The sequence below is a fragment of the Streptomyces niveiscabiei genome (assembly GCF_033794345.1).
Classification (GTDB): Bacteria; Actinomycetota; Actinomycetes; order Streptomycetales; family Streptomycetaceae; genus Streptomyces; species Streptomyces niveiscabiei.
Window position 1 is genome coordinate 31,308 of the sequence record NZ_JARAYJ010000005.1, and the last position, 25,055, is coordinate 56,362.

A 25,055-nucleotide genomic window follows, 5' to 3' on the forward strand; every position below is an offset into this window, starting at 1 on the left:
TGATCGGGGCCGGTCTCCGTGACCAGGTAGCGGTCCCCGCGCGCGTGCGCCCCCGCCCTACACCACCACCAACGCCGCCGCGCAGACCGCCGTAGCCACCGTGCACAGCACCGCCGCAGTGGCCAGGCGCGGTGTGAGGGACGGCGGGTGGGGTGTGGACGACAGGGTCACTATGCGGCGGTGGGCCACTGTCAGGAACGTCAGCCACAGGGCGCAGCACGCCGCGCAGATCAGTGACCCGGCGACTGTGGGGCCCCCGTGCAGGGAGGTCTTCATCGCGAGGACGGTGGCGACGGCGCCGGCGAGGGTCGTACGGCGCCATGCGAGCCGCGTACGTTCGGGCTGGAGGCCGGGGTCGCGGGTGTCGGGGGCGGCGGTGGGGGAGTGCGACTTGCCGGTGTGATCATCGGAGTCGGCGTCCGAGGTTCGAGCCCCATCGGGAACCCCCGCCCCCGTAGGAGCCTCCGCCCCGCTCACTCGTTCCACCCGAGAACGACGACCACCACCATCGCCACCGCGACAAGAGCCACGACGAGGGTCAACACAGCCGGGAACCGCGACGTCGGCAGATCCTCCCCCCGCCGCATCGCCCGCTCGCACCGCACCCAGTGATTGAGCGCCCGCACGGCGCACAGCACCCCCGCGACGAGCAGCGCCAACGCGAACCCGACCCGCCACCCCCACCGCAGGTCGGGCAGGAACTGGTCGACCGCGAACCCGCCTCCGACGAGGGCCATGGCGGTGCGGAGCCACGCGAGGAACGTGCGTTCGTTGGCGAGGGAGAAGCGGTAGTCCGGCGTCGTCCCTTCCTCGCGGACCGCGGAGGGCGCGAACCACAGACGGACGTTCCGAACAAAATCGATCACGCCGAAAACCCTACCCGGCGGTCGGGGAGGGGGGCGTTGTCAGTGGCGGCCGTTACGGTCGGTGCATGGAGGTTCCCACGCCGCTGAACGGCTACGCGCACCCCGGTCACGGCATAGCCCCGGCCGAACACCACCTCACCCTGCGCGGCTCCCGACGACCCGGGCACCGACTGCCTCCTCACGGACCCCGCGCACCCGGGCAGCCCCCGTACGCTCGCCGCGACCGAGGGGGCCTTCCCGGGCCCGGCGCTCCCCTGGCCGGACCTCCTCGCGCTGGCGGAAGCGGTGCCGGAGACCGGCGAGGGCGTACGCGACCCGCTCGCGCGGGAGGCGCGGGAGCGGACGGCCGCCGCGCTGACGGCGATCGGCGTCCCCGCGCGAAGCGCCCCCGCCCTGACCGGCCACCTCCTGGACCGGCACCCCCCGGACCTGGGACGTCTCCGGCACCAGCCCCCTCAGCGGCGCCGGAACTCCTTGAGCCGCCCGTACGCCGCGAGCCCGTCCGGCACCCACTCCCACTCCTGGAGCCGCCCCTCGACCTCCTCCTCGGACAGGAACCCGTACCACTCGACCTCCTCGACCTGGGGGAGGACCGGCAGGTCGCACAGCACCTCGTACACGGCGGACCACCAGCTCCGCCCCGCCCCGTCGTCGTACAGGAACTTGAAAAGGAACTCCGGCTGCGGCAGCCCGCTCACCCCGAGCTCCTCCTCGGCCTCCCGCAGCGCGGCCTCGTCGTACCCTTCCCCGGCTCCGACGACCCCGCCCACGAACATGTCGTACAGGGAGGGAAACACCAGCTTCGTCGGGGTCCGCCGGTGCACGAACAGTCGCCCCTCGGCGTCGCGCGCCTGGATGAACACACACCGGTGCCTGAGCCCGTCCGCGTACACCTCCCCGCGGGGCAACTGCCCGATCACGTTGTCCCGTTCGTCGACGATGTCGAGGATTTCGTCAGCAGCGCTCATGGCACCATCCAAGCAGCCACCTGGGGCCGGCGGTCCGAACGGCGGCTCCCGGGCAGCACGTTGAGCGCCCACACGGGAACGCCGAGCACCTGTGCTGGATCGGCGAGCATCGGCCCGCACTGGATCGCCGAGCGCCCGCCCGCACCGGATCGCCGGGCACCGCGCCGGACGGGTGACCCGAAACATCGCCCGGCCCCCCGAACCAGCTTGCCGCGAGTCTCGCCCCGGCCTCGGCCGTGGAGCCTTCCGTGTCCCTGCCCCTGGCCCTGGCGCGGAGCCGTGCTTGCTCCCGGTTGCCGCAGATCCTTCTGATCTTCAGTCGGGCCCGCCGCCGGGAGCCGCCCCTGGCCTCGGCAGGGAGCCGCGCCCAGCCCTGGTCCGAAGCTCCCCGGCTCCGGCCCCGGAGCATTCCTTCCCTGGCCTGGCCTTAACCCGGTTCCTCGCCCGATCCCAGTTACCGCAGATCCCCAGATCCCACCCCCGCCTCGCCGCCCGCCCCCGACTCCGATCTCGCCGGCCCCGCAGCCCTGCCCCGCCGCCCGCCTCCGACTGCCCGGACCCTTCCGATTCCGGTTGTCGCAGACCCCTCATCCCACCTGCCTCGCCGCCCGCCCTCTCGACTGCCCTGAGCCCTCCGATTTCGGCGGCCCCGGAGCCCCGCCTCGCCGCCCGCCCCTCGACTGCCCGCCGCCCCCGACCTGGCTGACCCCGCAGCCCCGTCCCGCCCACCCCACCCCTCACCGCGGCTGAAGAACCCGCTCCCGCACCGCCACCCCCTGCGGCATCGCCGGATGCAAGCCCAGCAGCACGATCCCCGCGACGATCCCCGCCAACCCCGCCGCCTCCCAGGCCAACGCCCCCGTGTCCGTCCGCAGCCGGTCGCCGAGGAAGCCCACCCCGCAGATGATCCCGGCGAGCGGCTGCGCGGCGGTGAGGGCCGGCAGGGACATCCGCAGCGGCGCCGTCTCGAACGCGCTCTGGACGAGGACGAGCCCGGTCACGCCGAGCGCGAGGACGGCGTACGGCTGCCACCCGGTGAGGAGTTCGACGACCCCGCCGGCCGCGAACCGCTCGCCGCTGACCCGCGTCAACGCGTCCTGGACGCCGTACAGCAACCCGGCGGCGAGCGCGAGCAGCACGGGCCCGGAGCTGAGCCGGGACCGCTTCGCGTACGTCGTGAGCAGCAGCGCGAGCCCGATCATCGCGCCGATGATCAGCCAGTGCCGGAAGGGATCGGCCACGGCGTGCCCCCCGCGCGGCTCGCCGGCGACGATGAACGCGGTCACCCCGCCCGCGAGCAGCGCGAGCCCGGCCCACCCCTGCCGCCCGAGGGACTGCCGGGTGCAGCGGCGGGAGAGGGCGAGCGCGAAGAGCAGGTTCGTCGCGAGCAGCGGCTCGACGAGGGACACCTCGCCCTGCCCCAGCGCGACCGCGCCGAGCACCATCCCGGCGACCATCAGCGCGAGCCCGCCGAGCCAGCGCGGCACCCGTACGAGGTCGAGCAGCAGGCGCGGCGAGAGGAAGTCACCGAGCGGCGCCCGCTGCGCGGCCTGCTGCTGGAGGACGAACCCGAAACCCAGACAGCAGGCGGCGCTCACGGCGAGAGTCAGAACCAGAACCGACACGCTGCGTACCTCGATGATCATCCGGTCGGGCCACGGTCGTCGTGAGCCGACTGTAGTACTCAGGAGCTACGACCGTTCCCGGGTAGTACGAGAACGACTCCTACGGGTACCCCGGGACCGGGGCCCCGACGCCGGCCGCGACCCCACCAGGAAGCAACGTGAAGCAAAGCACGCGGGGGGTACGGCCGTACCGCCATCGTGGGGCGCGCGGCCTCGCAGCGCCATGGCGTACGCCACACCCTCGTCACGTTCGCGCCATACGCACCACCCGCGTCGGACGCCGCGCACACCCCCCGACCAGCGCGCCCACCTCGCCGATCACCCGGACAAGTCCCTTGTGCGGACCGCCACTTGATACGTGTCATGTTCCCCCGGCCCTTGACGCTGACCACTGCCTGGGGCTTTGCTGTGCGTGATCGGCCGATCGCAGGCCGACGGCAACCAGTGTCGCGCCAGGAGGACGAGGAAAACCCGCGGTGCCCCCACCCCCGCCTTCCCCGGTTCCCGGTCGCGAACGCGAGCCCAGGATCCTCGACGCCACCCTCGACGACGCGGAACTCGGCGTCGCCCGCGCCGCGTTGGCGCAGGGCCGCTGGCAGGCCGCCCGCACGCTGCTGGCCCGCACGGGCGACGACTGGGACCGCCGAGGCCACCGAGCCGCCGTCCTCGCCCTGGAACCGGACACCGCGGCCACGGACTGGCTGCACGCCGAACCGGACAACGCCGACGCGGCCACCCTCCGCGCCCTGACCCTCGTCCACCGCACGGTACGGGGCAGGACCGAGGGGTACGACGACGCCCGCGCGGCCTGCCGCATCGCCGCCGACCTGGCCCCCACCGACCCGACCCCATGGCTGGGCCTCCTGCGGCTGGCCCTGTTCCGCGGGGGCGGGGGAGAGGACGCGGGGCTGGTACGGGGGGAGGGGTATGACGACGCCGAGGCGGCCCGGCAGGACGGGTACGACGGCCCCGAGGTGGCCCGGCAAGGCGGCGACGCCGAGGTGGTCCGGCTCTTCGAAGAAGTCCGTGCCCGTCACCCCGACCACCACCAGGCCCACCACCTGATGGTCGCCCACCTCGCGGAACGCCGTGCCGACAGCGGCCCCGACCCCCTGCACGAGGTGTACGACTTCGCCGCGTGGGCCGCCGAACAGGCCCCCGCGGACTCCCCGCTCGCGATCCTCCCGGTCGTCGCGCACGCCGAGCGCTACCGCGTCCTCGCCGCCCGGGGCCACCTCTCCGCCGACCCGGCGGCCTCCGGACACTGGGCCGACGACCGCGCGCGCGAGGTGATGAAGACCGCGTACGACTGGTGGCTGGAGTGGGAGCACGAGGGCCACCCGCGCCGCCTGCTCGACCTCAACTACCTGGCCCACGCGACGGTCTGCGCCGGCCGCACCGCCGAGGCGTCGGCCCTCTTCCACCGCATCGCCGACCACGCGACGATCCGCCCCTGGTCCTACCCCGCCAGGGACCCGTACGAGGCGTTCAGGGCGGCGAGGGAAAGGGCGCTGGGCAGGGGCTGCTGCGAGGACCACCCCGCGTAGTACCCGGCTCATACCTGAGAACGAGGTGTGACCGCCCCGCAGGACTGGCCCCCACCCACCTCCGAGTGCTCGAATGGATACGTGAATCCCGAACCACCCGAGGAGACCCCCGCAGCCGGCACCCCCGTCGGCCGCCGTGTCTTCCTCGGCACCCTCGGCCTCGGCGCCCTGGGCGTGGCCGCCGCGCCCGCCCTCCAGCGCGGCATGGAGTCCGTGCTCGGCGCGATCGCGGGGAAGGACCCCACGGGCCTGACCGGCCTCCTCCCGAACGGCGGCGGCTTCCGCTACTACTCGGTGACCGCGTCCGTCCCCCGCAAGAACGACACGAACTACCGCCTCACCGTCGACGGCCTGGTGGACCGCCCCGCGACGTACACCCTCCCCGACCTGAGAGCCATGCCGCAGACCCGCATGGTGAAGGACGTCCAGTGCGTCACCGGCTGGCGCGTCCCCGGCACCCCCTTCGAGGGCGTACGCCTCTCCCACCTCCTGGACGCGGCCGGCGTGCGGTCCAAGGCGGGCGCGATCCGCTTCACCTGCTTCGACGGCGCCTACACCGAGAGCCTCACCCTCGCCCAGGCCCGCCGCGCCGACGTCCTGGTCGCCCTGCGCATGCAGGACAAGGACCTGGGCCACGACCACGGCGGCCCGGTCCGCCTCTACGTCGCCCCGATGTACTTCTACAAGTCCGCCAAGTGGCTCTCGGGTATTACGGTCACCGAGGACGTGCGGCCCGGCTACTGGGAGGAACGCGGCTACGACGTCGACGCCTGGGTCGGCAAGTCGAACGGACGGGACGATGACCCCACCGGCTGACACCCTCCCCGCCACGACCGACGTCCCCCGCTTCTCGCCGGCCGTCCGGTGGATCCACCGCACCACCGCCCTCCTCATGGGCATCTGCGTCGTCACCGCCGCCTGCCTCTACCTCCCGGAGCTCGCGGAACTCGTCGGCCGCCGCGAACTGGTCGTCCGCGTCCACGAGTTCGCGGGCCTCGCGCTGCCCGTCCCGGCCCTCGCCGGCCTCGCCTCGCGCGCGTTCCGCGGCGAGCTGCGCCACCTCAACCGCTTCGGCCCGCACGACCGGATCTGGCTGCGGGCGGCTCTCCGGCGGGACCGGCGCCACTCCTCCCGCCCGGCCGCCAAGTTCAACGCCGGCCAGAAGGTCTACGCCGCCTGGATCGCCGGAGCCACCCTGGTCATGCTCGGCACCGGCCTGCTCATGTGGTTCACCCACCTCGCCCCGATCATGTGGCGCACCAGCGCGACCTTCGTCCACGACTGGCTGGCCCTCACGATCGGCGTAGTACTCGCGGGCCACATCGGCATGGCCTTCGCCGACCCCGAGGCCCGCCACGGCATGCGCACGGGCTCGGTCAGCCGTACCTGGGCCGGCCGCGAACACCCCCTCTGGCACCCGGAGGACGAACGCTGACACCGAGAGCGCCCGGACAGCCGTAGGCCACCGGCTGGAGGGCGCCCCGGCGGCGGACGACGGCCACTCGACCGAACGCCCCGGCTCCTCGGCGGGCGGCGACGACTCCCCGGCCGAAGGCGAAGGCCCCTGCACGGCGACGTCCCCCGCAGGGAACAGCGGCACCCGCACCCCCCTCGACGACCGCGCCCCCTTCGGCCACCAGCTCCCCGAAGCCGAAGAACCGCCCCCGCAGCCGGACCCGCACCACATCCCCCGCCGCCACCTCCCCGCCCCCGACGACCCGCACCCCGAAGGAACAGGCAGGCACACCACCGGAGTCGACGACCAACCGCACCGAATCCCCACCCCGCGCCCCGCACCGGAACGCCAGCAACTCGCCCAACACCCGTCGCGCGGCAACCCCCTTGCCACTGACCCCACGCACCGGCTCGGACGCCTCCGCCCAACTCCCGCCCTCACCCCGCGCAGCGAGACACGCGTGCGCCAACGCCTTCAACACCCGCCACTCGTCCCCGAGTTCGCCCCCAGGGATCATCCCCAACGCCTCCCGGCACCGCGCCGGGGACCGCAGCACGTCGTACACGCTGTCCGGATCGGCCAGCCGGTCCGCGTCGGGCGACACCGGCCCCGGCGGCAGCCAGGAGACCGTGACAACACGCGGCGTACGACCGGGACTTGGCGTGGGAAGAGCCGGCGCCTCAGGAACCACGGAAGGCGCGGGCGTGCTCCGCCCGACCGTGCCCCCTTCCAACCCACCGGTCCGAGGCGCCGGAGAAGAAGTGACCGCAGGCGTCGACCGCACCGCCGAGGAACTGGCCTCCGGCACCACACCCCCGCCCCGCACCCGAGGCGCGTCCCCCTCCTGAAGCGCCACGGTCACCACCGCCACGGCCCCCGCGAGCAGCACCACCGAGATCCGTGTCCCCAGCGAAATCCCCATGACGTCCCCCCAGTCGTCACCCTCCAACATGCGCCGCCCCACCCCGCACCGAAACCTGCCCCACGACGCCGGGCGCGAAGGAGCCCTGGGAAACCGGCGAGCAGACAAGGGAGTTCACCCCACCCCGCTGAAACCGGCGAGCAGACAAGGGAGTTCACCCCACCCCGCTGAAACCGGCGAGCAGGCCGGGGAGTTCACCCAGCCCCGCCGAAATCGGTGAGCGAGCCGCAGAGTTCGCCCCACCCCGCCGAAACGACCGAGCGGGCCAGGGAGTTCACCCCGGCCCGCTCGTTCCAAGAGGCCCGCCCCTCAGCCCCCGAAGTCCAGCAGCACCTTGCAGGACCGCCCCCGGTCGGCGGCGAGGGTGAACGCCGACTCCGCCTCCTCGACCGGCACCACCGCACTCACCAGCCCGTCGAACGCGGGCTGAACGGCGAGGAGCCGGAGCGCCTCGTCGAACTCCGTGTCGAAGCGGAACGCCCCGCGCAGCTCGATCTCCCGGCTGACGACGAGGTTCCCGGCGAAGGGACTCTGCCCGGCCGGCAGCATCCCGAGCTGTACGACGACCCCGCCCCGCCGGACGATCCGCAGACACGTGTCGAGCCCGGCGGCGACCCCGGACGCCTCGATGGCGACGTCGACTTCCGCGGGCCACCCGGGATCTGACGGATCGTCGGCGCGCACCACGTCGGAGGCGCCCGCGATCCGCCCGAACTCCAGCGCGGCGGGCAGCAGATCGGTCACCGTCACCCGCGCCGCCCCGGCGGCCTTCGCGGCGGCGACGACCAGGCACCCGATCGGCCCGGCCCCGGTCACCAGCACATGCCGCCCCCGCACGTCCCCGGCCCGCCGCACGGCGTGCAGCGCGACGGACAGCGGCTCGGCGAGAGCGGCGCGCCGCAGATCGAGCCCGTCCGGCAGCACCCTCAACTGCTCCTGCGGCACGGCGATCCGCGCCGCGAACCCGCCCTGGACGTGCGGCGTGCGCGCCGCGCTGCCCAGGTACCGCGTGTCCCGGCAGACATTGCGCCGCCCGTCCACGCACTCCGGACACACCCCGCACGGAGTCGCCGGGTGCACGGCGACCGCCCGCCCCTCGTAGGGCCCCGACAGCGCCGTGCCGACGACCTCGTGCCCCAGGACCATCGGCTCCTTGAGCCGGAAGTCGCCGACCCCGCCGTGGCGCCAGTAGTGCAGGTCGGAACCGCAGACCCCGCCGTAGCGCACGGCGACCAGCACCTGTCCGGGTCCCGGCTCGACCGGCGTCAACTCCTCGACGCGCAGGTCGCCTTGAGCGTGGATGACACAGGCCCGCATCCGTGTTCCCCCGTTCACAGCACGCTCGTCATGCCGCCGTCGACGTACAGGATCTGCCCGCTGACGAAGTCCGCCGCCGGGGAGGCGAGGAACAGCACCCCGCCGACCAGGTCCTCGGTGCGGCCCCACCGTCCGGCCGGGGTCCGCCTGCGCACCCAGGCGCTGAACTCCTCGTCGTCCACGAGGGCTTGGGTGAGTTCCGTCTCGATGTAGCCGGGCCCGAGGCCGTTGACCTGGACCCCGGACGGCCCCCAGTCCGCGCACATGCCCTTGGTCAGCATCTTCAGCGCGCCCTTGGTCGCCGCGTACGGCGCGATGCCGGGCCGCACGACCTCGCTCTGCAACGAGCAGATGTTGACGATCTTCCCGTGCCCGCGCGCGGTCATGTACCGGGCGGCCTCGCGGCCCACGAGGAACGCGCTGGTGAGGTTGGTGTCCAGGATGCGGTGCCAGTCGGAGTCGGTGAACTCCAGGAGCGGGGCCCGCAGTTGCATCCCCGCGTTGTTGACGAGGATGTCGAGCGGACCGACGCGTTCCTCGACGTCCTTGATCCCGGCGGCGACCGAGGGGCCGTCGGTCACGTCGAAGACCGCGGTGTGGACCTTGCCGGGCAGCTCGCGCGCCGCCTCGGCCAGCCGCCGCTCGTCCCGCCCGTTGAGGACGACCGTGCAGCCCGCTTCCGCGAGACCCCGGGCGAGCGCCAGGCCGATACCTCGGCTGGACCCGGTGACGAGCGCGGTCCTGCCGGTGATGTCGAAGAGAGGATGAGTCATCGGCGTACCCCTAAAGGACCAGAGACAGAAGGAAGACCAGGCCACCCGCGACCACGGAGATGACCGTCTCCATGACGGACCAGGTCTTGAGGTTCTGGCCGACGCTCAGCCCGAAGTACTCCTTGACCATCCAGAACCCGGCGTCGTTGACGTGGCTGAAGAAGAGGGAGCCCGCGCCGATCGCGAGGACCAGCAGGGCCGCGTGCGCCGTGGACATGTCGGCGGCGAGGGGCGCCACCAGACCGGCCGCCGAGACGGTCGCGACCGTCGCCGAACCCGTCGCCAGCCGGATCGCGACCGCGATCAGCCAGGCCAGCAGGATCGCCGAGATCGACCAGTCCTCGGAGATCTCCAGGACCATCTGGCCGACGCCGGAGTCGATCAGCGTCTGCTTGAAGCCGCCGCCCGCGCCGACGATCAGGAGGATGCCGGCCATCGGCGCGAGGCTCTTCTCGACCAGCTCGTTCAGCCGCTGCTTCGAGAACCCGGCCGGGCGGCCGAGCGTGAAGATGCCGACCAGGACGGCCGACAGCAGCGCGATCAGCGGCGAGCCGACGACGTCGAAGACCCGCTGGACGGTGTTCTCCTTGTCGTCGATCACGATGTCGACCAGCGCCTTGGACAGCATCAGGACGACCGGCAGCATGATCGTGAACAGGGTCACGCCGAAGCTCGGACGCTTCTCCAGATCCTCCGACGGCCGCTGAGGGACCATCTTGTCCGGCGCCTGGACGTCGACCCAGCGGGCCGCGTACCGCGAGAACACCGGGCCCGCGATGATCACCGTCGGGATCGCCACCAGCACGCCGAGCGCCAGCGTGACGCCCAGGTTCGCGCCGACCGCGTCGACCGCGACCAGCGGGCCGGGGTGCGGCGGGACCAGCCCGTGCATCACGGACAGGCCGGCCAGCGCCGGGATGCCGATCCGCATCAGCGAGTAGTTGCCGCGCTTGGCGACCATCAGCACGACCGGGATCAGCAGCACGACGCCGACCTCGAAGAAGAGCGGCAGGCCGATCACCGAGGCGATCAGGACCATCGCCCACGGCATGCTCCTGCCGTTCGCCTTCGCGAGGATCGTGTCGACGATCTGGTCGGCGCCGCCGGAGTCCGCGAGCAGCTTGCCGAGGATCGCGCCCAGCGCGATCAGCACACCGACGCTGGCGACCGTCGAACCGAGGCCGGAACTGAAACTCGAGATCGCCTTGTCCAGCGGCGCCCCGGCGAACGCGCCCAGCGCGAGCGTGCCGATGGTCAGCGACAGGAAGGCGTGGAGCTTGAACTTGGTGATGAGCAGGACGATGACGGCGATGCCCGCCAGCACGGCGATACCGAGCTGAGCGTGCCCGGCCGAGGTGATCGGCTCTGGCGCGTCCGCTGCCAGCATCTCGACGCTGAGTCTGGTCACGGGAGTCCCTTACGGAGACGGGGAGGGGTGGACGGGGTGAGAGAGCTACGCCGGGTGGGGTAGCCCTGAAGGTGTAGTACTGGTGGGGTAGTCCTGGCGGGGTAGTCCTGCGGAACGAGGAACGATCAGCCCTACGGAACGGTCAGCCCTACGGAACGGTCAGCCTTACGGAACGATCAGTCCCGCGCCCCGGCAGCCGTACCGATCGCGGCGATAGCCCGCTCGGCGATCTCCTCCGGCCGTCCCGAGACCTCGACCACGACACCCGCCTCGTCCGCCCGCAGCGGCTCCAGCGCGGCGAACTGCGAGTCGAGCAGCGCGGTCGGCATGAAGTGGCCCTCCCGGTGCCCCATGCGCTCCCCGATCAGCTCGCGCGAGCCGCTGAGGTGCACGAAGAGCAGGCCGGGGGCCGCCGCACGCAACCGGTCCCGGTACGACCGCTTCAGCGCCGAACAGCTGACGACCCCGCCGAGCCCGGTCCGCTCGTGCGCCCACGCGCCGATCGAGTCCAGCCACGGCCACCGGTCGTCGTCGTCCAGCGGGGTACCGGCCGACATCTTCGCGATGTTCGCCGGCGGATGGAAGTCGTCACCCTCGGCGTACGGAACGCCGAGCCGGGCCGCGAGCAGGGGACCGATCGTGGTCTTGCCGGTACCCGCGACGCCCATGACCACGACGACCTGGGGGGTGCTCATCACTACCTCGCTGTCTTCCTCGACGTACTGCCGACACGTGATGTCAACGCCACTGAAACCTATTAGGTACGACGAATTCAAGCCCTCGACTCAAATAAATCTGACTTTTTGAGTCCGTGACGGACGCCGTACTCTGAGTGCATGACCATTCCGGGCCGAGGTCTGCACGGCCATGTACTCGACACCCTCGGCCCCGCGATCACCGCAGGCGAGTACCCCCCTGGCAGCGTCCTGCGCACCGACGAGCTGTCCCAGCGCTTCGACGTCTCCCGCTCCGTCATGCGCGAGGCGGTACGGGTCCTGGAGTCGATGCACCTCGTCGAGTCCCGCCGCCGCGTGGGCGTGATCGTCCGCCCCACCGCCGAGTGGAACGTCTACGACCCGCAGGTCATCCGCTGGCGCCTGGCCGGCGCCGACCGCCCCCGCCAACTGCGCTCACTCACGGTCCTGCGCTCGGCGATCGAGCCGGTCGCGGCGGGCATGGCGGCGAAGAACGCGACGCCGCAGCAGTGCGCCGAGCTCACGGAATGCGTCCTGGGCATGGTCGCCAACTCGCGCGGCCACAAACTGGAGGGCTACCTCATCCACGATGTGGCCTTCCACCGCGTCATCCTCACGGCCTCGGGCAACGAGATGTTCGCCCGCCTAGGAGACGTCGTCGCCGAGGTCCTCACCGGCCGCACCGAACACCGCGTGATGTTCGCCGACCCCGACCCCGCCGCCGTCACCCTCCACGTCCAGGTCGCCGAAGCGGTCCGCGAGGGCGACGCCGCCCGCGCCGAACAACTCACCCGCGAAATCACCGAGGGAGCCCTCCAGGAACTGGACATCCTGGCCCCCTGACCCTCACACGCCGGGAAACTCCCCGTCCACGTACACCCACGCCCCGTCGACCCGCTCGAACCGACTCACCTCGTGCAGCGACCCACCCCGGTACGAGGCCCTGAACTCCACAACACCCTTGCCGTGGAACGCGGTTCCGTCCTCCACCCGGAGAATCTCCAACCCGGTCCACCGCATCCCCGGATCCAGCTCCAAGCTCCCGGGCCGAGTCCGGGGATGCCAGGTCCGCACCAGATACGCCGAGTCCCCCTTCACGAACGCGCTGTACCGCGACCGCATCAACGCCTCGGCGGTGGGCGCACCGACAGGGCCCGCGTGGTAACGCCCACAACAGGCCTCGTACGACGAGGAGAGACCACAAGGGCAGGAGCTAGGACGTGCCATGCCCCCATTCTGCCGGAACCCCTCGGCCACCGCGCCGCGTCCTCCTAAGCTCACCGCAGGTGACACGTACGACGAGGGGGTCGGGGTGGCGGACAGCGAGCCGTTCTGGCGTGCGCTCAAGGCCGAGATCCGCAAACGGGGCGTCCCCCAACGGGACTTGGCCCGCCGCCTCCACCTGAGCCCCTCGGCCCTCTCCGAACTCCTGAACGGCAAACGGACGAACACACCGGACTGGGACGTGGTCCGGAAACTGGTGGAGGCGATCGGGGGCGATGTGGGGTACTGGCGGCGCCGACTTGAGGAGTCGGAAGCCACGGAGAGCGCCCCGGACCGCAACTCCGTTCGGGAGCCCGCGGGTTGCGCCGTCTGCGAGAGCGCGCACACGACCCGGTACGACGATGTCGAGCCGAACGGCCTCGGCGCGGCGGCCCGCATCCTCGCCGGACGGGACATGCGCCTGCTCGACGAGATGGCGGCCCTCGACCGGGCGAGGCTGGATCAGGAACCCCAACTGCTGGATTTCCGCGACCTGTTCGACAAGGCCGCCCGGCGGTTGCTGACCGGTCTGCGCGGCAAGGTGCGCCACGCCTGCCACACGCACAGGGCCCGTCTGTTCCAAGCCGCACGGGCGCTGCTGATCGCCGAGGTGTGCGTCAAAGGGCCGCTGCTGTACGAGTCCCTGGACCTGGACTCCGGAGGTTCCGGACTGATCGACGCGAGCCTGGACGGTGAACTCGTCCTCGTGTCCCTGTCCGAGGCGGACCACCACGCCCGTGCCGTCCAGCACTTCGAACGGGTCGCCAGGGAGCTGAGCCCCTTTTCCCAGCCGGAAGACACCGGTTCGACCATCGCGCTGTACAAGTCGCGCCTGGCCGAACTCGCCGTGCAGTGCCCTGAGTTGTTCATCTGGATCACCGTGCACGATCCCGTGTACGCGGTGGATGCCCTCGCTCACTGTCCGACCGGCCGATCACGGACGGGACTTGAGCAGCTCTACGGTGAACTCGCTGCCCAGAAAACGGGACTTGTCGGCCTGGAAACCCTCCTCCGCGCCCTCGCCCGCGACGTACCCCCCGCCGAATGGCCCGCACGCCTCTCCGAGATCCACCGCCACGAACTGACCCGTCCCCTCTCCGCAGCCGGCGAGACAGGCGAGGCGGGTGAGGACCACTCCAGCCCGCGCATCCCCAAACTCGCCCAGGGATACATCAACCCCGCCTACCGCGTCGCCACCCACGCCCTCGACAACAGCCCCCATGTGGACGCCTGGTGGCGCACTCTCCCTGTGCACCAGGACGTCCAGGCCCTCCTCGCCGCCCACCTCACCACGTACCCCACCCTCGACCATCCACTGATAGTCCTGGGCGACCCCGGCACCGGGAAATCCCTCCTCACCAAGCTCATCGCAGCCCGCCTCCCACCCACCGACCACCTCCCGATCCGCATCGAACTCCGCACGGTCCCCGCCGACGCGGGCGTTCTCGAACAGATCGACCACGCCCTCCACCAGCTCACCCAACGCACGATCACCTGGCCGGAGTTGACCGAGGCGTCCCCCGGCGTCCTCCCGGTCCTGATCTTCGACGGCTTCGACGAACTCCTCCAAGCGGGCGGCACCGACCACTACCGCTACCTCCAGGACATCGCCGACTTCCAACGCCGCTCGGCCACCAACGGACTCCCGGTAGCCGCGATCGTCACCAGCCGCACAGTCGTCGCCGACCAGGCCGCGATCCCGCCGGGCAGCACCATCGTCCGCCTGGAGCCGTTCGACGAGGAACGGATCGCCCACTGGACGCGCATCTGGAACACGGTCAACAAAGCCCACCCCTGCCGCACCGACCTCGCCGCCCGACACCCCGAACTCGCCCCCCAACCCCTCCTGTTGCTCATGCTCGCGCTCTACCACTCCATCGAGCCCGACGCCGAGGCGACAGCGACGATGAGCCGAGTCACCCTCTACGAACGCCTCCTGAAACTCTTCGTACGCCGCCAGATCACCAAACTGGAACCCGGCCTCCGCCCAGCCCACCTGGAGGAAAAGGTCGAGAACGAACTCGACCTCCTCTCCGTGATCGCCATGGCGATGTTCAACAGGGGCAGCCAAGGCGTGAGCGCGACGGACGCGGAACACGACCTCGCGTATCTCCGAGACCCCGCCAACTCCGCGACGGATTCCGCACCGTGGCTCCTCTTCGGCCGCTTCTTCTTCATCCACGAGGCGAAGGCCACGTACGAGAGCGGGGAGGACCACCTCTGGTACGAGTTCCTGCACGCGACGTTCGGCGAGTACCTGGTCGCTCGGAAGATCGCCCGCACGCTGGCCCGTTGCACGGACGGAGGCGCATACGGCGCCCTCCTGTTCGCGCTCCTGTCCTGCGCACCCCTGAGCGACCGAGCACAGATCATCGAGGATGTGGGGGACCTCCTCCCCGAGACGACTGCGGATGTGATCCCCGCTCTGTTCCCCCGAGCCCTGTACCCCGTCGACCACGACAGCGGCTACAGCACGGGCCCAACCCCGGTCACCTACCGCCACGCCTGCTACAGCGCCAACCTCCTGCTGCTCGCGTTCGCTTGGTGGAACACCTTCCTGTTCTCCGAGATCGCCGGCACCACTTCGGATCCGGCTGAGAACTGGCGTACCCACGCGACCCTCTGGAAGTCCCAGTTCGAACCGGGCGCGTGGGACGCGTTCACGCAACTGGTCGAGACAGCGGTTCTCGAGCATGACATTGGGGTGGGGCCGAGTGAGTATGACGGCCCAGGATTCACGGCAGGCTGCCGCACGCTGTTCCTCCGAGACCCAGACATCGACAACCTGCTGAGACCGGCCCTTCCGGTGTGGGAGGAGTTGAGAGGCTTCGCACGGGAGGGCTTCGAGGGACATGCCTCCTACGCAGGTCGTGCCCTGGTCGCCCTCCTGGTGGCCCCGCCAGCACCTCACAGGGACCTGCCGGGCCTGTACGGAGCGTGTCTGGAAAACCTCGTGAACTTCGGCACAGAAACAGGCACACCGCGATTGCACAGCGCGATCAGCCGCCGCCTCGCCGCAGAGAGCGGGCGCCTCCCCGCCGCCTTCGTCAACGACACCCTGAAGGAACTGGCGAAACCACAGTCCATGGAGGACGAAACCCGCATCGCCCTCCTGGCCTGCGCCTGCCGCCAACTCACCCGCCCCGGCGCCGACGAGCCCCTGGCGAGGGTGATCGCACGACTCCTGGGCGTCTCGTCAGTACAACTCGGCTTCCAGATCGACTTCCTGACCACCCCGACCACCGAGTCCGCGATCGAGGCGCTCCACGACACCCTTCAGGCCGCCCGCCCCCGCATCTGGCTCCTGAGAACGGCCATCCACCTGGACCTGCACGCCTGGTGCACCCGCCACGCCGCCCACCTCCTCGGCGACGAAGAGCTCCGGGACGACTTGACCCCCTACGAAGCCGAATACCTCCACCTCACTCCCCGACCATCCGATCCAGCCTCTCAGCCACCCACACCCCCACCACCCCCGCCACCCATCCCCCCGGCGTCCCCAACTCCCCACCCACCTGCACCCCCACAAACCCCGAAACCCCCAGAATCACCGCACTACGAAGGCTGATGAGTTTCCGCACGCCGTCCTCCCGGACCGACCGAATCGAGTAGGTCCCCCCACTCTCCCGACCCCCGGAAACTCACCCCCCACCCTCCGAACACCCCCGAACCGAACGCCGAACCCCCAGCTCAGCGCCCCGCCCCGCCGAACCCCGCCGAACCGCCCTACGGCAACGGCGGAACCGGCGGCATCGACGGAAACGCGGGCAACGCCCCCTCATAGACCCACGCGTCGAAGAACTCGTCCACCGGCTCAGCGGCGAACCGCCCCACATGGGCCACGAACGTGGACGTGGTCACAGCACCCCCCCGATGCAGCCCGGCCCACCCCCGCAGCATCGGGAAGAACGCGGCATCCCCCAGCAGACACCGCACCGCGTGAATCACCACCCCACCCCGCTCGTACAGCCGGTCATCGAACATCGACTTCCGCCCGGGATCGGCGAGCCGCAGATCCTGAGGCAGCCCGGAGAGCAACCGATAAGCGGCCGAGGCAAGTTGATGCGCGCTCCGCCCCCCGGACCGCTCGGACCACAACCACTCCGCGTACTTGGCCAGCCCCTCGTTCAGCCAGATGTGCCGCCAGTCGGCGACGGAGACACTGTTCCCGAACCACTGATGGGCCAGCTCATGGGCGACGAGCCGCTCCGAACCCCGAGCCCCGTCGACGTGGTTGACCCCGAAGAGGGACAACCCCTGCGCCTCGACGGGCACATCGAGCTCTTCCTCGGTGACGACGACGGCGTACTCGTCGAACGGATAAGGCCCGAACACCTCCTGGAAAAGCTCCATCATCGCGGGCTGCCGAGCGAAGTCCCGCGAGAAGAGGGGCAGCAACTCGGCGGGGATGTGCCCGTGTTGAGGCACACCCCCGGGCCCGAGATCCCCGAGCAGGACAGTCTGGTACTTCCCGATGGCAAGCCCGACGAGATAACTGGAGGTGGGGGCGGACTGCTCGTACACCCACGTGGTCGTGGACGCCCGGGTGGTACGGGTGAGCAACCGCCCCCCGGTCACCACGGAGTACGCGGAGGGAACGGTCACCGACAGCAGATAGGACGCCTTGTCGGCGGGCCGGTCGTTGCAGGGGAACCAGGACGGCGCCCCGACCGGCTGACTGGCGACCAGCGCCCCGTCCCCCAGCTCCTCCCAACCGAGCCCGCCCCAGGGACTGTTGACCGGCTTGGGATTCCCGGACCAGTGCACCTCGACGGTGAACGCCGCACCCCCGCGCACGGACTTGGCGGGCCGGACCCGCAACCGCCCGCCGCGGTGGGTGTATTGAGCCTGACGCCCGTCGACCCGCACCCGCCCGATCCGGAAGTCCGCGAGGTTCAGGAAGAACTCGCCGAGCGCCCCCCGCCCGGCGATCGCGTTGATCCGGGCCGTCCCGGACAGCCGGTTCGGCCCGGGACGGTAGTCCAGCGTGATCTCGTAGCGATGCACGCGGTAGCGAGGGTCGCCGTTGTCCGGGAAGTACGGGTCCGCCCCCGCTGCCTGCTGAACTGCCACTACCGTGTCCGCTCCCTGCGCCGTGCCACTCGAACCGTCGCTCATGGAGCCCATGGAGCTCACGGACACCGAGTGGCCCGCATTCACGGGCGCCACGCCTCGATGGGGTTGCCCAGCCAGCGGGTGTCGTCGGGGACGGACTCCGCGGCCATGACGAGCGACGCGGGACCCAGTGTCGTACGGGCCCCGATCGTGCTGCCGGGCAGCACGATTCCGCCAGGGCCCAGCGTGGCGCCCTCACGGAGTACCACAGTATCCGTCCGCAAGATCCGGTCGTGGAAGAGGTGAGTCTGGAGGACACAGCCGCGATTCACGGTGGAACCGTCGGAAAGCGTCACCAGATCGGCCTCGGGAAGCCAGTGCGACTCCAGCCAGACACCCTTCCCGATACGCGCGCCGAGCCCGCGCTGGAAGGCGGTCATGAGGACGGTCCCGGGCACCGAACCGGCCAGCCACGGCACGGCGACGACCTCGACGAACGTGTCCGCCAGCTCGTTGCGCCACACGAAGGAGCTCCACAGCGGGTGCTCCCCGGCCCGATGCCGCCCGACGAGCGCCCACTTGGCGACGACGGCCAGCAGCGCACCCGCGAGCCCCGCCCCCAGCAGCACGACCCCGCCCAGCAGGAACCCCCACGGCCCGAGCGGGCACAGCGCGGCCACCACCAGCACCGCGATCCCCGCCGAGCAGAACACCGGCACGATCCGGCACAGTTCGACCAGCCCGCGCGCCCACAGCAGCCGCGCCGGCGGGTCGTACGTACGGCTCTGGTCGCCGCCCGAGGCGCTGCGCGGCAGCTTCACCGGCGGCAGACCCAGGTACGAACTGCCCTTCTTCGCCTTCTTCGGCGTCGCCGACAGCACCCCGACGAGCCCGCCCTCGGGCACGGACCGGCCCGGCGCGGTCATCCCGGAGTTCCCGAGGAACGCCCGCCGCCCGATCTCGGCCTTCCCGATCCGCACCCAGCCACCGCCGAGCTCGTACGGCGCGGTCAGCGTGTCGTCGGCGAGGAACGCGCCCTCACCGACCGTCGTCAGACTGGGCAGCGCCAGCACGGTCGACACCTCGGCCCCCCGCCCGATCCGCATGCCGAGCGCCCGCAGCCACACGGGCGTGACCAGCCCGGCGTACAGCGGGAACAGCGTCTCGCGGGCCTGGTCCATCAGCTGCGTCACGGTCCACGCCTGCCACCCGACGCGGCTGTGCGTCGGATACGTCCCCTCGCCGAGCCGCAGGCTCAGCAGCCGTACGCCGAGAAGGATCAGGGCCGCGTAGACGAGGCCGTACGCGAGGGTCGCCGGGACGAGCGCGTACAGGACGCCCGGCCACACCGCGCCGCCGGGGCGCACGAACACCGACGCCACCAGCAGCGCGACGGCCGCGGCGGCCACCGGCAGCAGGCTGAGCGCGCCGCCCGTCAGGCCGTACATGAACCGCCAGTACGTGCCCCGCGCCGGCCGCTCCTTGGGCCAACTCCGCTTCGCCTTGCCCAGCTTGACCGCCGGAGCCCCCGCCCAGCGCTGCCCGGTGGGGACTTGGCCGGCGACGGCCGAACCCGGCGCCACCTCGGCCCGCTTGCCGACCCGCGCACCCGGGAACAGCACACTGCGCGTCCCGACGACGGCATGTGCGCCGACCTTGATCGCGCCGACCTCCAGCCGGTCCCCGTCCAGCCACCAGCCCGACAGGTCGACCTCGGACTCGACGGCCGCCCCGCGCCCCAGCTTCAGCATGCCGGTCACCGGCGGCAGCGAGTGCAGGTCCACCTCGGGCCCGATCTTCGCGCCCAGCGCCCGCGCGTACCGCTCCAGCCAGGCCCCGGTCAGCGAGGTCGCCCCGCTGAACTCGGCCAGCCGCTCGGCCGTCCACAGCCGCAGATGCACACTGCCGCCGCGCGGATACCGGCCCGGCCTCACCCCACGCAGCAGCAGCCGCGCGCCACCGGCCGCGATCCCCAGCCGCCCGGCCGGGGTGAACAGCACCAGTGCGACGAGCCCGATCACCCACCACGACGCGGCCGGCAGCCAGGTGTACCCCGGCAGCAGATTCCCGGCGGCGGCCAGCGCCACCGCCCAGCGCAGCCCCGTCAGCGTGAACAGCGGCAGCAGCGCCAGGAGTTGGGCCACCTGCGCGCGCACCGGGACCGGCGCGACGACCCGCGCCGCCCCGTCGTCCTGCGCCGACTCCTCCAGATGCCGGGCGAGTTTGCGCAGCACCGGCCGCTGATAGATGTCCAGGACGGCCGCCGTCGGATACCGCTCCCGCAGCCGCGTCGTGAGCTGAGCGGCGGACAGGCTGCCACCGCCTATGGCGAAGAAGTCGTCCGAGGCGCTCGTGACCGGCGTACCGAGGACGTCCGTCCACTGCTCCGCGAGCCACGCCTCCGTCCCGTACAACTCCTCCTTCACCAGCGAGGTCTGAAGATCCGGCAGCGGCCACGGCAGCGCGTTCCGGTCCACCTTCCCCGAGGTACGGGTGGGGAGTTCGTCGACCGGCGCCAGCAACGGCACCAGCGCGGCCGGGAGTTCGGTCCGCAGCCGCGCCACGGCCGCCGCCTGGTCCCAGCCCTCCTGCGTCACGACGTACCCGACGAGCAGCTGATTCCCGCTGCGCGCGGTCCGTACGGCCGCCGCGGCGCCCGCCACGCCCGGCAGCGCCTGCAACGCGGCGTCCACCTCGCCGAGTTCGATGCGCCGCCCGCCCAGCTTGATCTGCTCGTCGGCCCGCCCGAGGAAGACCAGCCCCTCGGCGTCGGCCCGCACCAAGTCACCGCTGCGGTACGCCCGTTCCCAGCCGAGGGACTCCAGCGGCGCGTACTTCTCGGCGTCCTTCTCCGCGTCCAGGTACCGCGCGAGCCCGACCCCGCCGATCACCAACTGCCCGGTGCCGCCCATGAGGACGGGCTCACCGGCGTCGTCCACGACGGCCAGCTCCCAGCCGTCCAGCGGGAGCCCGATGCGGATCGGCTCCTCGCCGGTCATCAGCGCGGCACACGCCACGACCGTCGCCTCGGTCGGACCGTACGTGTTCCATACCTCCCGCCCCTCGGTCACCAGCCGCTGCGCCAGCTCCGGCGGGCACGCCTCGCCGCCGAAGATCAGCAGGCGTACGTCGTTGAGGGTCTCGGGCTCCCACAGCGCGGCGAGCGTCGGCACCGTCGACACGACGGTGATCTCCTGCTCCACCAGCCAGGGCCCGAGGTCGGCGCCGCTGCGGACCTGGGAGCGCGGCACGGGGACCAGGCAGGCGCCGTACCGCCAGGCGAGCCACATCTCCTCGCAGGACGCGTCGAACGCCACCGAGAGGCCCGCCATGACCCGGTCGCCGGGCCCGATCGGCTCCTCGGCGAGGAACAGCCGCGCCTCGGCGTCCACGAACGCCGCCGCGCTGCGGTGCGTGACCGCGACACCCTTGGGCTTGCCGGTCGACCCGGACGTGAAGATGATCCACGCGTCGTGCTCGACGCCCGGCCGCCCCGCAGGACCGCCCTCGCCGGGCTGGACGGTGATCGTGTCCCCGCCGGTGATCACGGCTCGGACGTCCGCCTCGCCGAACACCAGGTCGGCGCGCTCGTCCGGGTCCTCGGCGTCCACCGGGACGTACGCGGCGCCGACCGCGAGGACGGCCAGGATCGCGACGTACAGACCGTTCGTCCCCGAGGGCACCCGCACCCCGACCCGGTCGCCGAGGCCGACGCCCGCCTGCGCGAGCCGGTCCCGCAACCGGGCGACCTCACCGGCGAGTTCGCGGTAGGTGAGCTGGGTGGTTCCGTCGTCGAGCGCGGGCTCGTCGCCGTAGAAGCGCACCGCGCTGTCGAAGACGTCGACGAGCGTGCGCGCCGGGGCGGCGGAGCCCCCCGAGAACCGCGCGAACGCCGTCTCCTCCTCTTCGAACAAGGCCGTGCTGACCTCGTGTATGGCCGCCATCAGGTCCCTCGCGTCTCGTGCCCGGAAACCTCCGGGGCGCTGGCGGGCCCGCAGGTATGCCTGGGGTTGTCCGGCTCCAGCCCGTAACAAGCCGGAAATTTTAGTACGACGCTATGGATCAACCGGTTCGACGGCCACCGGAGAGACCCGTTCGAGCCACCGATCAAGGCCGTGAGCAGCGTCCTGACCTGCGCGATCTTGGTAAGGGGGAGAGATCCACCACATAACCAGCGAAGGCCCCGACCAACTGGTCGGAGCCTTCGCTCACTGTGTCCGAGGGGGGACTTGAACCCCCACGCCCGATAAAGGGCACTAGCACCTCAAGCTAGCGCGTCTGCCATTCCGCCACCCGGACGGGGTGTGTCTCGCGCGGGTTTCCCTCGCGGCGACGTCGTAAACATTACCAGGGTTTCCGGGGTGCTCGATCACGGGTGGTCCGGCGTGAACGGTGTGTGACGAGGCGGGAGCGGTCTTGGGTGTCGGGGGCGGGGGAGAGAGGATGAGGGCAGAGACAGCACCGGCAGCGGGAGGCACAGGCGTGAGCGACACGGGCACGGGCGGGTACGTCAGGGGCGAGGACGAGGTCGTCGACCTCTGTTCCGAGCTGATCCGGTTCGACACCAGCAACTACGGCGACCACTCGGGCCCGGGGGAGCGGCAGGCGGCCGAGTGGGTCGCGGAGAAGCTCGCCGAGGTCGGGCTCGAACCGAAGATCTTCGAGTCGCACCCCGGCCGCGCCTCCACCGTGGCCCGCATCGAGGGCGAGGACCCCTCGCGGCCCGCGCTCCTCATCCACGGCCACCTCGACGTCGTCCCCGCCAACGCGGACGACTGGACGCACCACCCGTTCTCCGGCGAGGTCGCGGACGGCTGCGTGTGGGGGCGGGGCGCCGTCGACATGAAGGACATGGACGCGATGACCCTGGCCGTGGTGCGGGACCGGCTCAGGTCCGGCCGCAAGCCGCCCCGGGACATCGTCCTCGCGTTCCTCGCGGACGAGGAGGCGGGCGGCACGTACGGCGCGCGCCACCTCGTCGACAAGCACCCCGGCCTCTTCGAGGGCGTCACCGAGGGGATCAGCGAGGTCGGCGGCTTCTCCTTCACCGTCAGCGAGGAGCGCCGGCTCTACCTCATCCAGACGGCCGAGAAGGGCATGCACTGGATGAAGCTGACCGTCGCCGGTACGGCGGGACACGGCTCGATGATCCACCGCGACAACGCGATCACCGAACTGTCCGAGGCCGTCGCCCGCGTCGGACGCCACAAGTGGCCCGTCCGCGTCACCAAGACCACCCGCGCCTTCCTCGACGAACTCGGCGACGCGCTGGGCACCCCCCTCGACCCCGAGGACATGGAGGCCACCCTCGCCCGGCTCGGCGGCATCGCCAAGCTGATCGGCGCGACCCTCAGCAACACCGCCAACCCCACCCAGCTCGGCGCCGGCTACAAGGTCAACGTCATCCCCGGCGAGGCCACCGCGCACCTCGACGGCCGCTTCCTGCCCGGCCACGAGGAGGAGTTCCTCACCGACCTCGACCGCCTCCTCGGACCCCGCGTCCGCCGCGAGGACGTCCACTCCGACAAGGCGCTGGAGACGTCCTTCGACGGCGCACTCGTCGACGCGATGTCCGCCGCGCTGCTCGCCGAGGACCCCACCGCCAAGGCCGTCCCCTACATGCTCTCCGGCGGCACCGACGCCAAGTCCTTCGACGACCTCGGCATCCGCGGCTTCGGCTTCGCGCCGCTGAAGCTGCCGCCGGAGCTGGACTTCGCGGGCATGTTCCACGGCGTCGACGAGCGGGTGCCGGTCGACGGGCTCCAGTTCGGGGTGCGCGTCCTGGACCGGTTCATCGACGCGTCCTGACGAGGTCGCGCGCCTGTTCGGTCTCCCTCGGACGGGTGAATCCGACCATACGCTCGTAGCCCCAATTGGCCCTCCTCGTTACAGGTCATGCGGCCCGCCCCTTGGGCCGCTTACCGACCAGGAGGAAATACACATGATCAAGAAGGTCGTCGCCGCCGCAGCCGCCACGGGCGGTCTCGTTCTCGCGGGCGCGGGCCTCGCCGTCGCCGACGCCGGTGCGCAGGGTGCCGCCGTGGGTTCCCCCGGCGTCCTGTCCGGCAACGTCATCCAGGTCCCCGTGCACGTCCCGGTGAACGTGTGCGGCAACACGATCTCCGTGATCGGCCTGCTGAACCCCGCCTTCGGCAACACCTGCATCAACAAGTGACGCCACCCCGCTGAGGGGGCGTCCACGCCGTACCGGCCCCGGAGCGCGCGCCATGCGCTCCGGGGCCGGCCGGTTTCGGCAACAGCGGACCACGTGGACATCAGTAAGGGCAGGTAATCAGGGATGCGACAGGTCACCCGCAAGGGGTTCATGACCGTGGCGGCGGCGACGGGGGCGATCGCCGCGGCGGGAGGGGTCGCGCACGCGGACTCCTCGGCGAGCGGTGCCACCGCGGAATCGCCGGGGGTACTGGCCGGGAACACGGTCTCCGTGCCGGTGCACGCGCCGGTCAACGTGTGCGGGAACACCGTGAACGTGGTGGGGCTCCTCAATCCGGCGATGGGGAACTCGTGCGAGAACCGGGGCGGGGGCAGCGCCGGGGGCGGGTACGGCGGAGGGGGCGGGCACGGCGCTTCCGGGGGCGCGCATGCGGGCGGGCACGCCGGGGGGTCGCCCGGAGTCGGCTCCGGGAACCACGTCGAGGTCCCCATCGACGTACCGGTCAACCTGTGCGGCAACAGCATCGACGTCGTCGGGGTCGGGAACCCGGCGTTCGGGAACGAGTGCGGGAACGGGACGTCGGGGCATCCGGGGAAGCCGGGGCATCCCGGTGGGCCCGGCGGTCCTGGCCATCCGGGTGGGCCCGGTACGCCGGGGCACCCCGGCAACCCCGGCAACCCCGGTCACCCCGGCAACCCGGGCACATCGAACCCCTCGGGCCCCACGAATCCCACCACCCCCATCCACCACACACCCCCGAACCACGTCCCCCAGACCACTCACCCCTCCGCCCAACCCCCCACCCTCTCCGGGGAACTGGCGAGCACGGGTGCCGAACTCCCCCTGGGGCTCGCCCTCCCGGCCGGCGCGGGCATGCTCGTCGCCGGTGCGCTGCTCTACCGCCGCAGGAACACGTCCGGCTGACGGCGATCTTCGGCCAAGCTGAGGCGACGGCCGCGAAAACCACGGCAAAGCGGCACGGAAC

The 25,055-nt window shown here is 71.6% G+C and carries 20 protein-coding genes and 1 tRNA gene; 8 read left to right on the plus strand and 13 right to left on the minus strand.

Annotation, left to right across the window (positions count from 1 at the left end):
* Positions 1–57: 57 nt before the first annotated feature.
* The 4 genes from PV682_RS08410 to PV682_RS08425 form a co-directional block, all read right to left on the minus strand.
* Positions 58–477 carry a DUF202 domain-containing protein gene (locus tag PV682_RS08410; protein WP_319725683.1) on the minus strand — a complete coding sequence of 140 codons (420 nt, stop codon included), beginning with the start codon at positions 475–477 and terminating at the stop codon, positions 58–60.
* Positions 474–866 (minus strand): YidH family protein, encoded by a 393-nt coding sequence (locus PV682_RS08415; RefSeq protein ID WP_112472843.1) that lies wholly within the window; start codon positions 864–866, stop codon positions 474–476. The genes PV682_RS08410 and PV682_RS08415 overlap by 4 nt, the downstream gene beginning before the upstream one ends.
* A 455-nt stretch (positions 867–1,321) precedes the next feature.
* Positions 1,322–1,834, minus strand: coding sequence for an NUDIX domain-containing protein (locus PV682_RS08420; protein ID WP_319725685.1), 513 nt, complete (start codon positions 1,832–1,834; stop codon positions 1,322–1,324).
* Positions 1,835–2,571: 737 nt separating this feature from the next.
* Positions 2,572–3,459: a DMT family transporter gene (locus PV682_RS08425; RefSeq protein ID WP_319725687.1), complete on the minus strand. Its 888-nt coding sequence runs from the start codon at positions 3,457–3,459 to the stop codon at positions 2,572–2,574.
* Positions 3,460–3,935: 476 nt separating this feature from the next.
* Between PV682_RS08425 and PV682_RS08430 the strand changes: the two genes are divergently transcribed.
* The 3 genes from PV682_RS08430 to PV682_RS08440 all read left to right on the plus strand — a co-directional run bounded on the left by PV682_RS08430 (position 3,936) and on the right by PV682_RS08440 (position 6,441).
* The gene (locus PV682_RS08430; RefSeq protein WP_319725688.1) at positions 3,936–5,006 is read left to right on the plus strand and encodes a hypothetical protein; all 1,071 of its coding nucleotides are present in this window, start codon (positions 3,936–3,938) and stop codon (positions 5,004–5,006) included.
* 81 nt (positions 5,007–5,087) lie between these two features.
* Entirely contained in the window at positions 5,088–5,822 is a 735-nt protein-coding gene (locus tag PV682_RS08435) for a molybdopterin-dependent oxidoreductase (RefSeq protein WP_319725691.1), read from the plus strand.
* On the plus strand, positions 5,806–6,441 hold the full coding sequence (locus PV682_RS08440; protein ID WP_319725693.1) for a cytochrome b/b6 domain-containing protein: 636 nt from the start codon (positions 5,806–5,808) through the stop codon (positions 6,439–6,441). The genes PV682_RS08435 and PV682_RS08440 overlap by 17 nt, the downstream gene beginning before the upstream one ends.
* Here the strand turns inward: PV682_RS08440 and PV682_RS08445 are convergent.
* The 5 genes from PV682_RS08445 to PV682_RS08465 form a co-directional block, all read right to left on the minus strand.
* Positions 6,383–7,414, minus strand: coding sequence for a hypothetical protein (locus tag PV682_RS08445; RefSeq protein WP_319725694.1), 1,032 nt, complete (start codon positions 7,412–7,414; stop codon positions 6,383–6,385). The genes PV682_RS08440 and PV682_RS08445 overlap by 59 nt on opposite strands.
* A 279-nt stretch (positions 7,415–7,693) precedes the next feature.
* Positions 7,694–8,701 carry an L-idonate 5-dehydrogenase gene (locus tag PV682_RS08450; RefSeq protein WP_319725695.1) on the minus strand — a complete coding sequence of 336 codons (1,008 nt, stop codon included), beginning with the start codon at positions 8,699–8,701 and terminating at the stop codon, positions 7,694–7,696.
* Between the two features lie 14 nt (positions 8,702–8,715).
* Positions 8,716–9,474 carry a glucose 1-dehydrogenase gene (locus tag PV682_RS08455; RefSeq protein ID WP_112477305.1) on the minus strand — a complete coding sequence of 253 codons (759 nt, stop codon included), beginning with the start codon at positions 9,472–9,474 and terminating at the stop codon, positions 8,716–8,718.
* Positions 9,475–9,484: 10 nt separating this feature from the next.
* The gene (locus PV682_RS08460) at positions 9,485–10,882 is read right to left on the minus strand and encodes a GntT/GntP/DsdX family permease (protein ID WP_109364583.1); all 1,398 of its coding nucleotides are present in this window, start codon (positions 10,880–10,882) and stop codon (positions 9,485–9,487) included.
* A gap of 176 nt (positions 10,883–11,058) precedes the next feature.
* Entirely contained in the window at positions 11,059–11,577 is a 519-nt protein-coding gene (locus PV682_RS08465) for a gluconokinase (RefSeq protein WP_319725699.1), read from the minus strand.
* A 141-nt stretch (positions 11,578–11,718) separates the two neighbouring features.
* Here PV682_RS08465 and PV682_RS08470 point away from each other — a divergent pair, with 141 nt between their 5' ends.
* A complete protein-coding gene (locus PV682_RS08470) occupies positions 11,719–12,420 on the plus strand; it encodes a FadR/GntR family transcriptional regulator (protein ID WP_319725702.1) in 702 nt (233 codons plus the stop codon).
* 3 nt (positions 12,421–12,423) lie between these two features.
* On the opposite strand, the gene PV682_RS08475 is transcribed toward PV682_RS08470, so the two are convergent.
* Positions 12,424–12,804: a YchJ family protein gene (locus PV682_RS08475; protein ID WP_319725704.1), complete on the minus strand. Its 381-nt coding sequence runs from the start codon at positions 12,802–12,804 to the stop codon at positions 12,424–12,426.
* On the opposite strand from PV682_RS08475, the gene PV682_RS08480 reads away from it, so the two are divergent.
* Entirely contained in the window at positions 12,803–16,408 is a 3,606-nt protein-coding gene (locus PV682_RS08480; RefSeq protein WP_319725707.1) for a helix-turn-helix domain-containing protein, read from the plus strand. The two genes, PV682_RS08475 and PV682_RS08480, sit on opposite strands and share 2 nt — an antisense overlap.
* A 158-nt stretch (positions 16,409–16,566) precedes the next feature.
* On the opposite strand, the gene PV682_RS08485 is transcribed toward PV682_RS08480, so the two are convergent.
* From PV682_RS08485 to PV682_RS08495, 3 genes are all read right to left on the minus strand, one after another.
* Positions 16,567–17,913, minus strand: a complete 1,347-nt coding sequence (locus PV682_RS08485) for a M1 family metallopeptidase (RefSeq protein WP_319725710.1) — start codon at positions 17,911–17,913, stop codon at positions 16,567–16,569.
* 83 nt (positions 17,914–17,996) lie between these two features.
* Positions 17,997–21,839 (minus strand): Pls/PosA family non-ribosomal peptide synthetase, encoded by a 3,843-nt coding sequence (locus tag PV682_RS08490; protein ID WP_319725712.1) that lies wholly within the window; start codon positions 21,837–21,839, stop codon positions 17,997–17,999.
* A gap of 270 nt (positions 21,840–22,109) precedes the next feature.
* Positions 22,110–22,194 (minus strand) — tRNA-Leu (locus PV682_RS08495).
* Between the two features lie 183 nt (positions 22,195–22,377).
* Between PV682_RS08495 and PV682_RS08500 the strand changes: the two genes are divergently transcribed.
* From PV682_RS08500 to PV682_RS08510, 3 genes are all read left to right on the plus strand, one after another.
* A complete protein-coding gene (locus tag PV682_RS08500) occupies positions 22,378–23,703 on the plus strand; it encodes a M20/M25/M40 family metallo-hydrolase (RefSeq protein ID WP_319725714.1) in 1,326 nt (441 codons plus the stop codon).
* Between the two features lie 133 nt (positions 23,704–23,836).
* Positions 23,837–24,070, plus strand: coding sequence for a chaplin ChpH (gene chpH, locus PV682_RS08505; protein WP_010350369.1), 234 nt, complete (start codon positions 23,837–23,839; stop codon positions 24,068–24,070).
* 123 nt (positions 24,071–24,193) lie between these two features.
* Entirely contained in the window at positions 24,194–24,994 is an 801-nt protein-coding gene (locus PV682_RS08510; protein WP_319725716.1) for a chaplin, read from the plus strand.
* Positions 24,995–25,055 lie beyond the last annotated feature (61 nt).

Excerpts from the sequence above, each read along its gene's own strand:
- PV682_RS08470 (WP_319725702.1), top strand. The coding sequence starts at position 11,719 with ATGACCATTCCGGGCCGAGGTCTGCACGGCCATGTACTCGACACCCTC.
- PV682_RS08465 (WP_319725699.1), bottom strand. The coding sequence starts at position 11,577 with ATGAGCACCCCCCAGGTCGTCGTGGTCATGGGCGTCGCGGGTACCGGC.
- PV682_RS08445 (WP_319725694.1), bottom strand. The coding sequence starts at position 7,414 with ATGTTGGAGGGTGACGACTGGGGGGACGTCATGGGGATTTCGCTGGGG.
- PV682_RS08455 (WP_112477305.1), bottom strand. The coding sequence starts at position 9,474 with ATGACTCATCCTCTCTTCGACATCACCGGCAGGACCGCGCTCGTCACC.
- PV682_RS08480 (WP_319725707.1), top strand. The coding sequence starts at position 12,803 with ATGCCCCCATTCTGCCGGAACCCCTCGGCCACCGCGCCGCGTCCTCCT.
- PV682_RS08440 (WP_319725693.1), top strand. The coding sequence starts at position 5,806 with ATGACCCCACCGGCTGACACCCTCCCCGCCACGACCGACGTCCCCCGC.
- PV682_RS08420 (WP_319725685.1), bottom strand. The coding sequence starts at position 1,834 with ATGAGCGCTGCTGACGAAATCCTCGACATCGTCGACGAACGGGACAAC.
- chpH (WP_010350369.1), top strand. The coding sequence starts at position 23,837 with ATGATCAAGAAGGTCGTCGCCGCCGCAGCCGCCACGGGCGGTCTCGTT.
- PV682_RS08450 (WP_319725695.1), bottom strand. The coding sequence starts at position 8,701 with ATGCGGGCCTGTGTCATCCACGCTCAAGGCGACCTGCGCGTCGAGGAG.
- PV682_RS08475 (WP_319725704.1), bottom strand. The coding sequence starts at position 12,804 with ATGGCACGTCCTAGCTCCTGCCCTTGTGGTCTCTCCTCGTCGTACGAG.
- PV682_RS08490 (WP_319725712.1), bottom strand. The coding sequence starts at position 21,839 with ATGGCGGCCATACACGAGGTCAGCACGGCCTTGTTCGAAGAGGAGGAG.
- PV682_RS08510 (WP_319725716.1), top strand. The coding sequence starts at position 24,194 with ATGCGACAGGTCACCCGCAAGGGGTTCATGACCGTGGCGGCGGCGACG.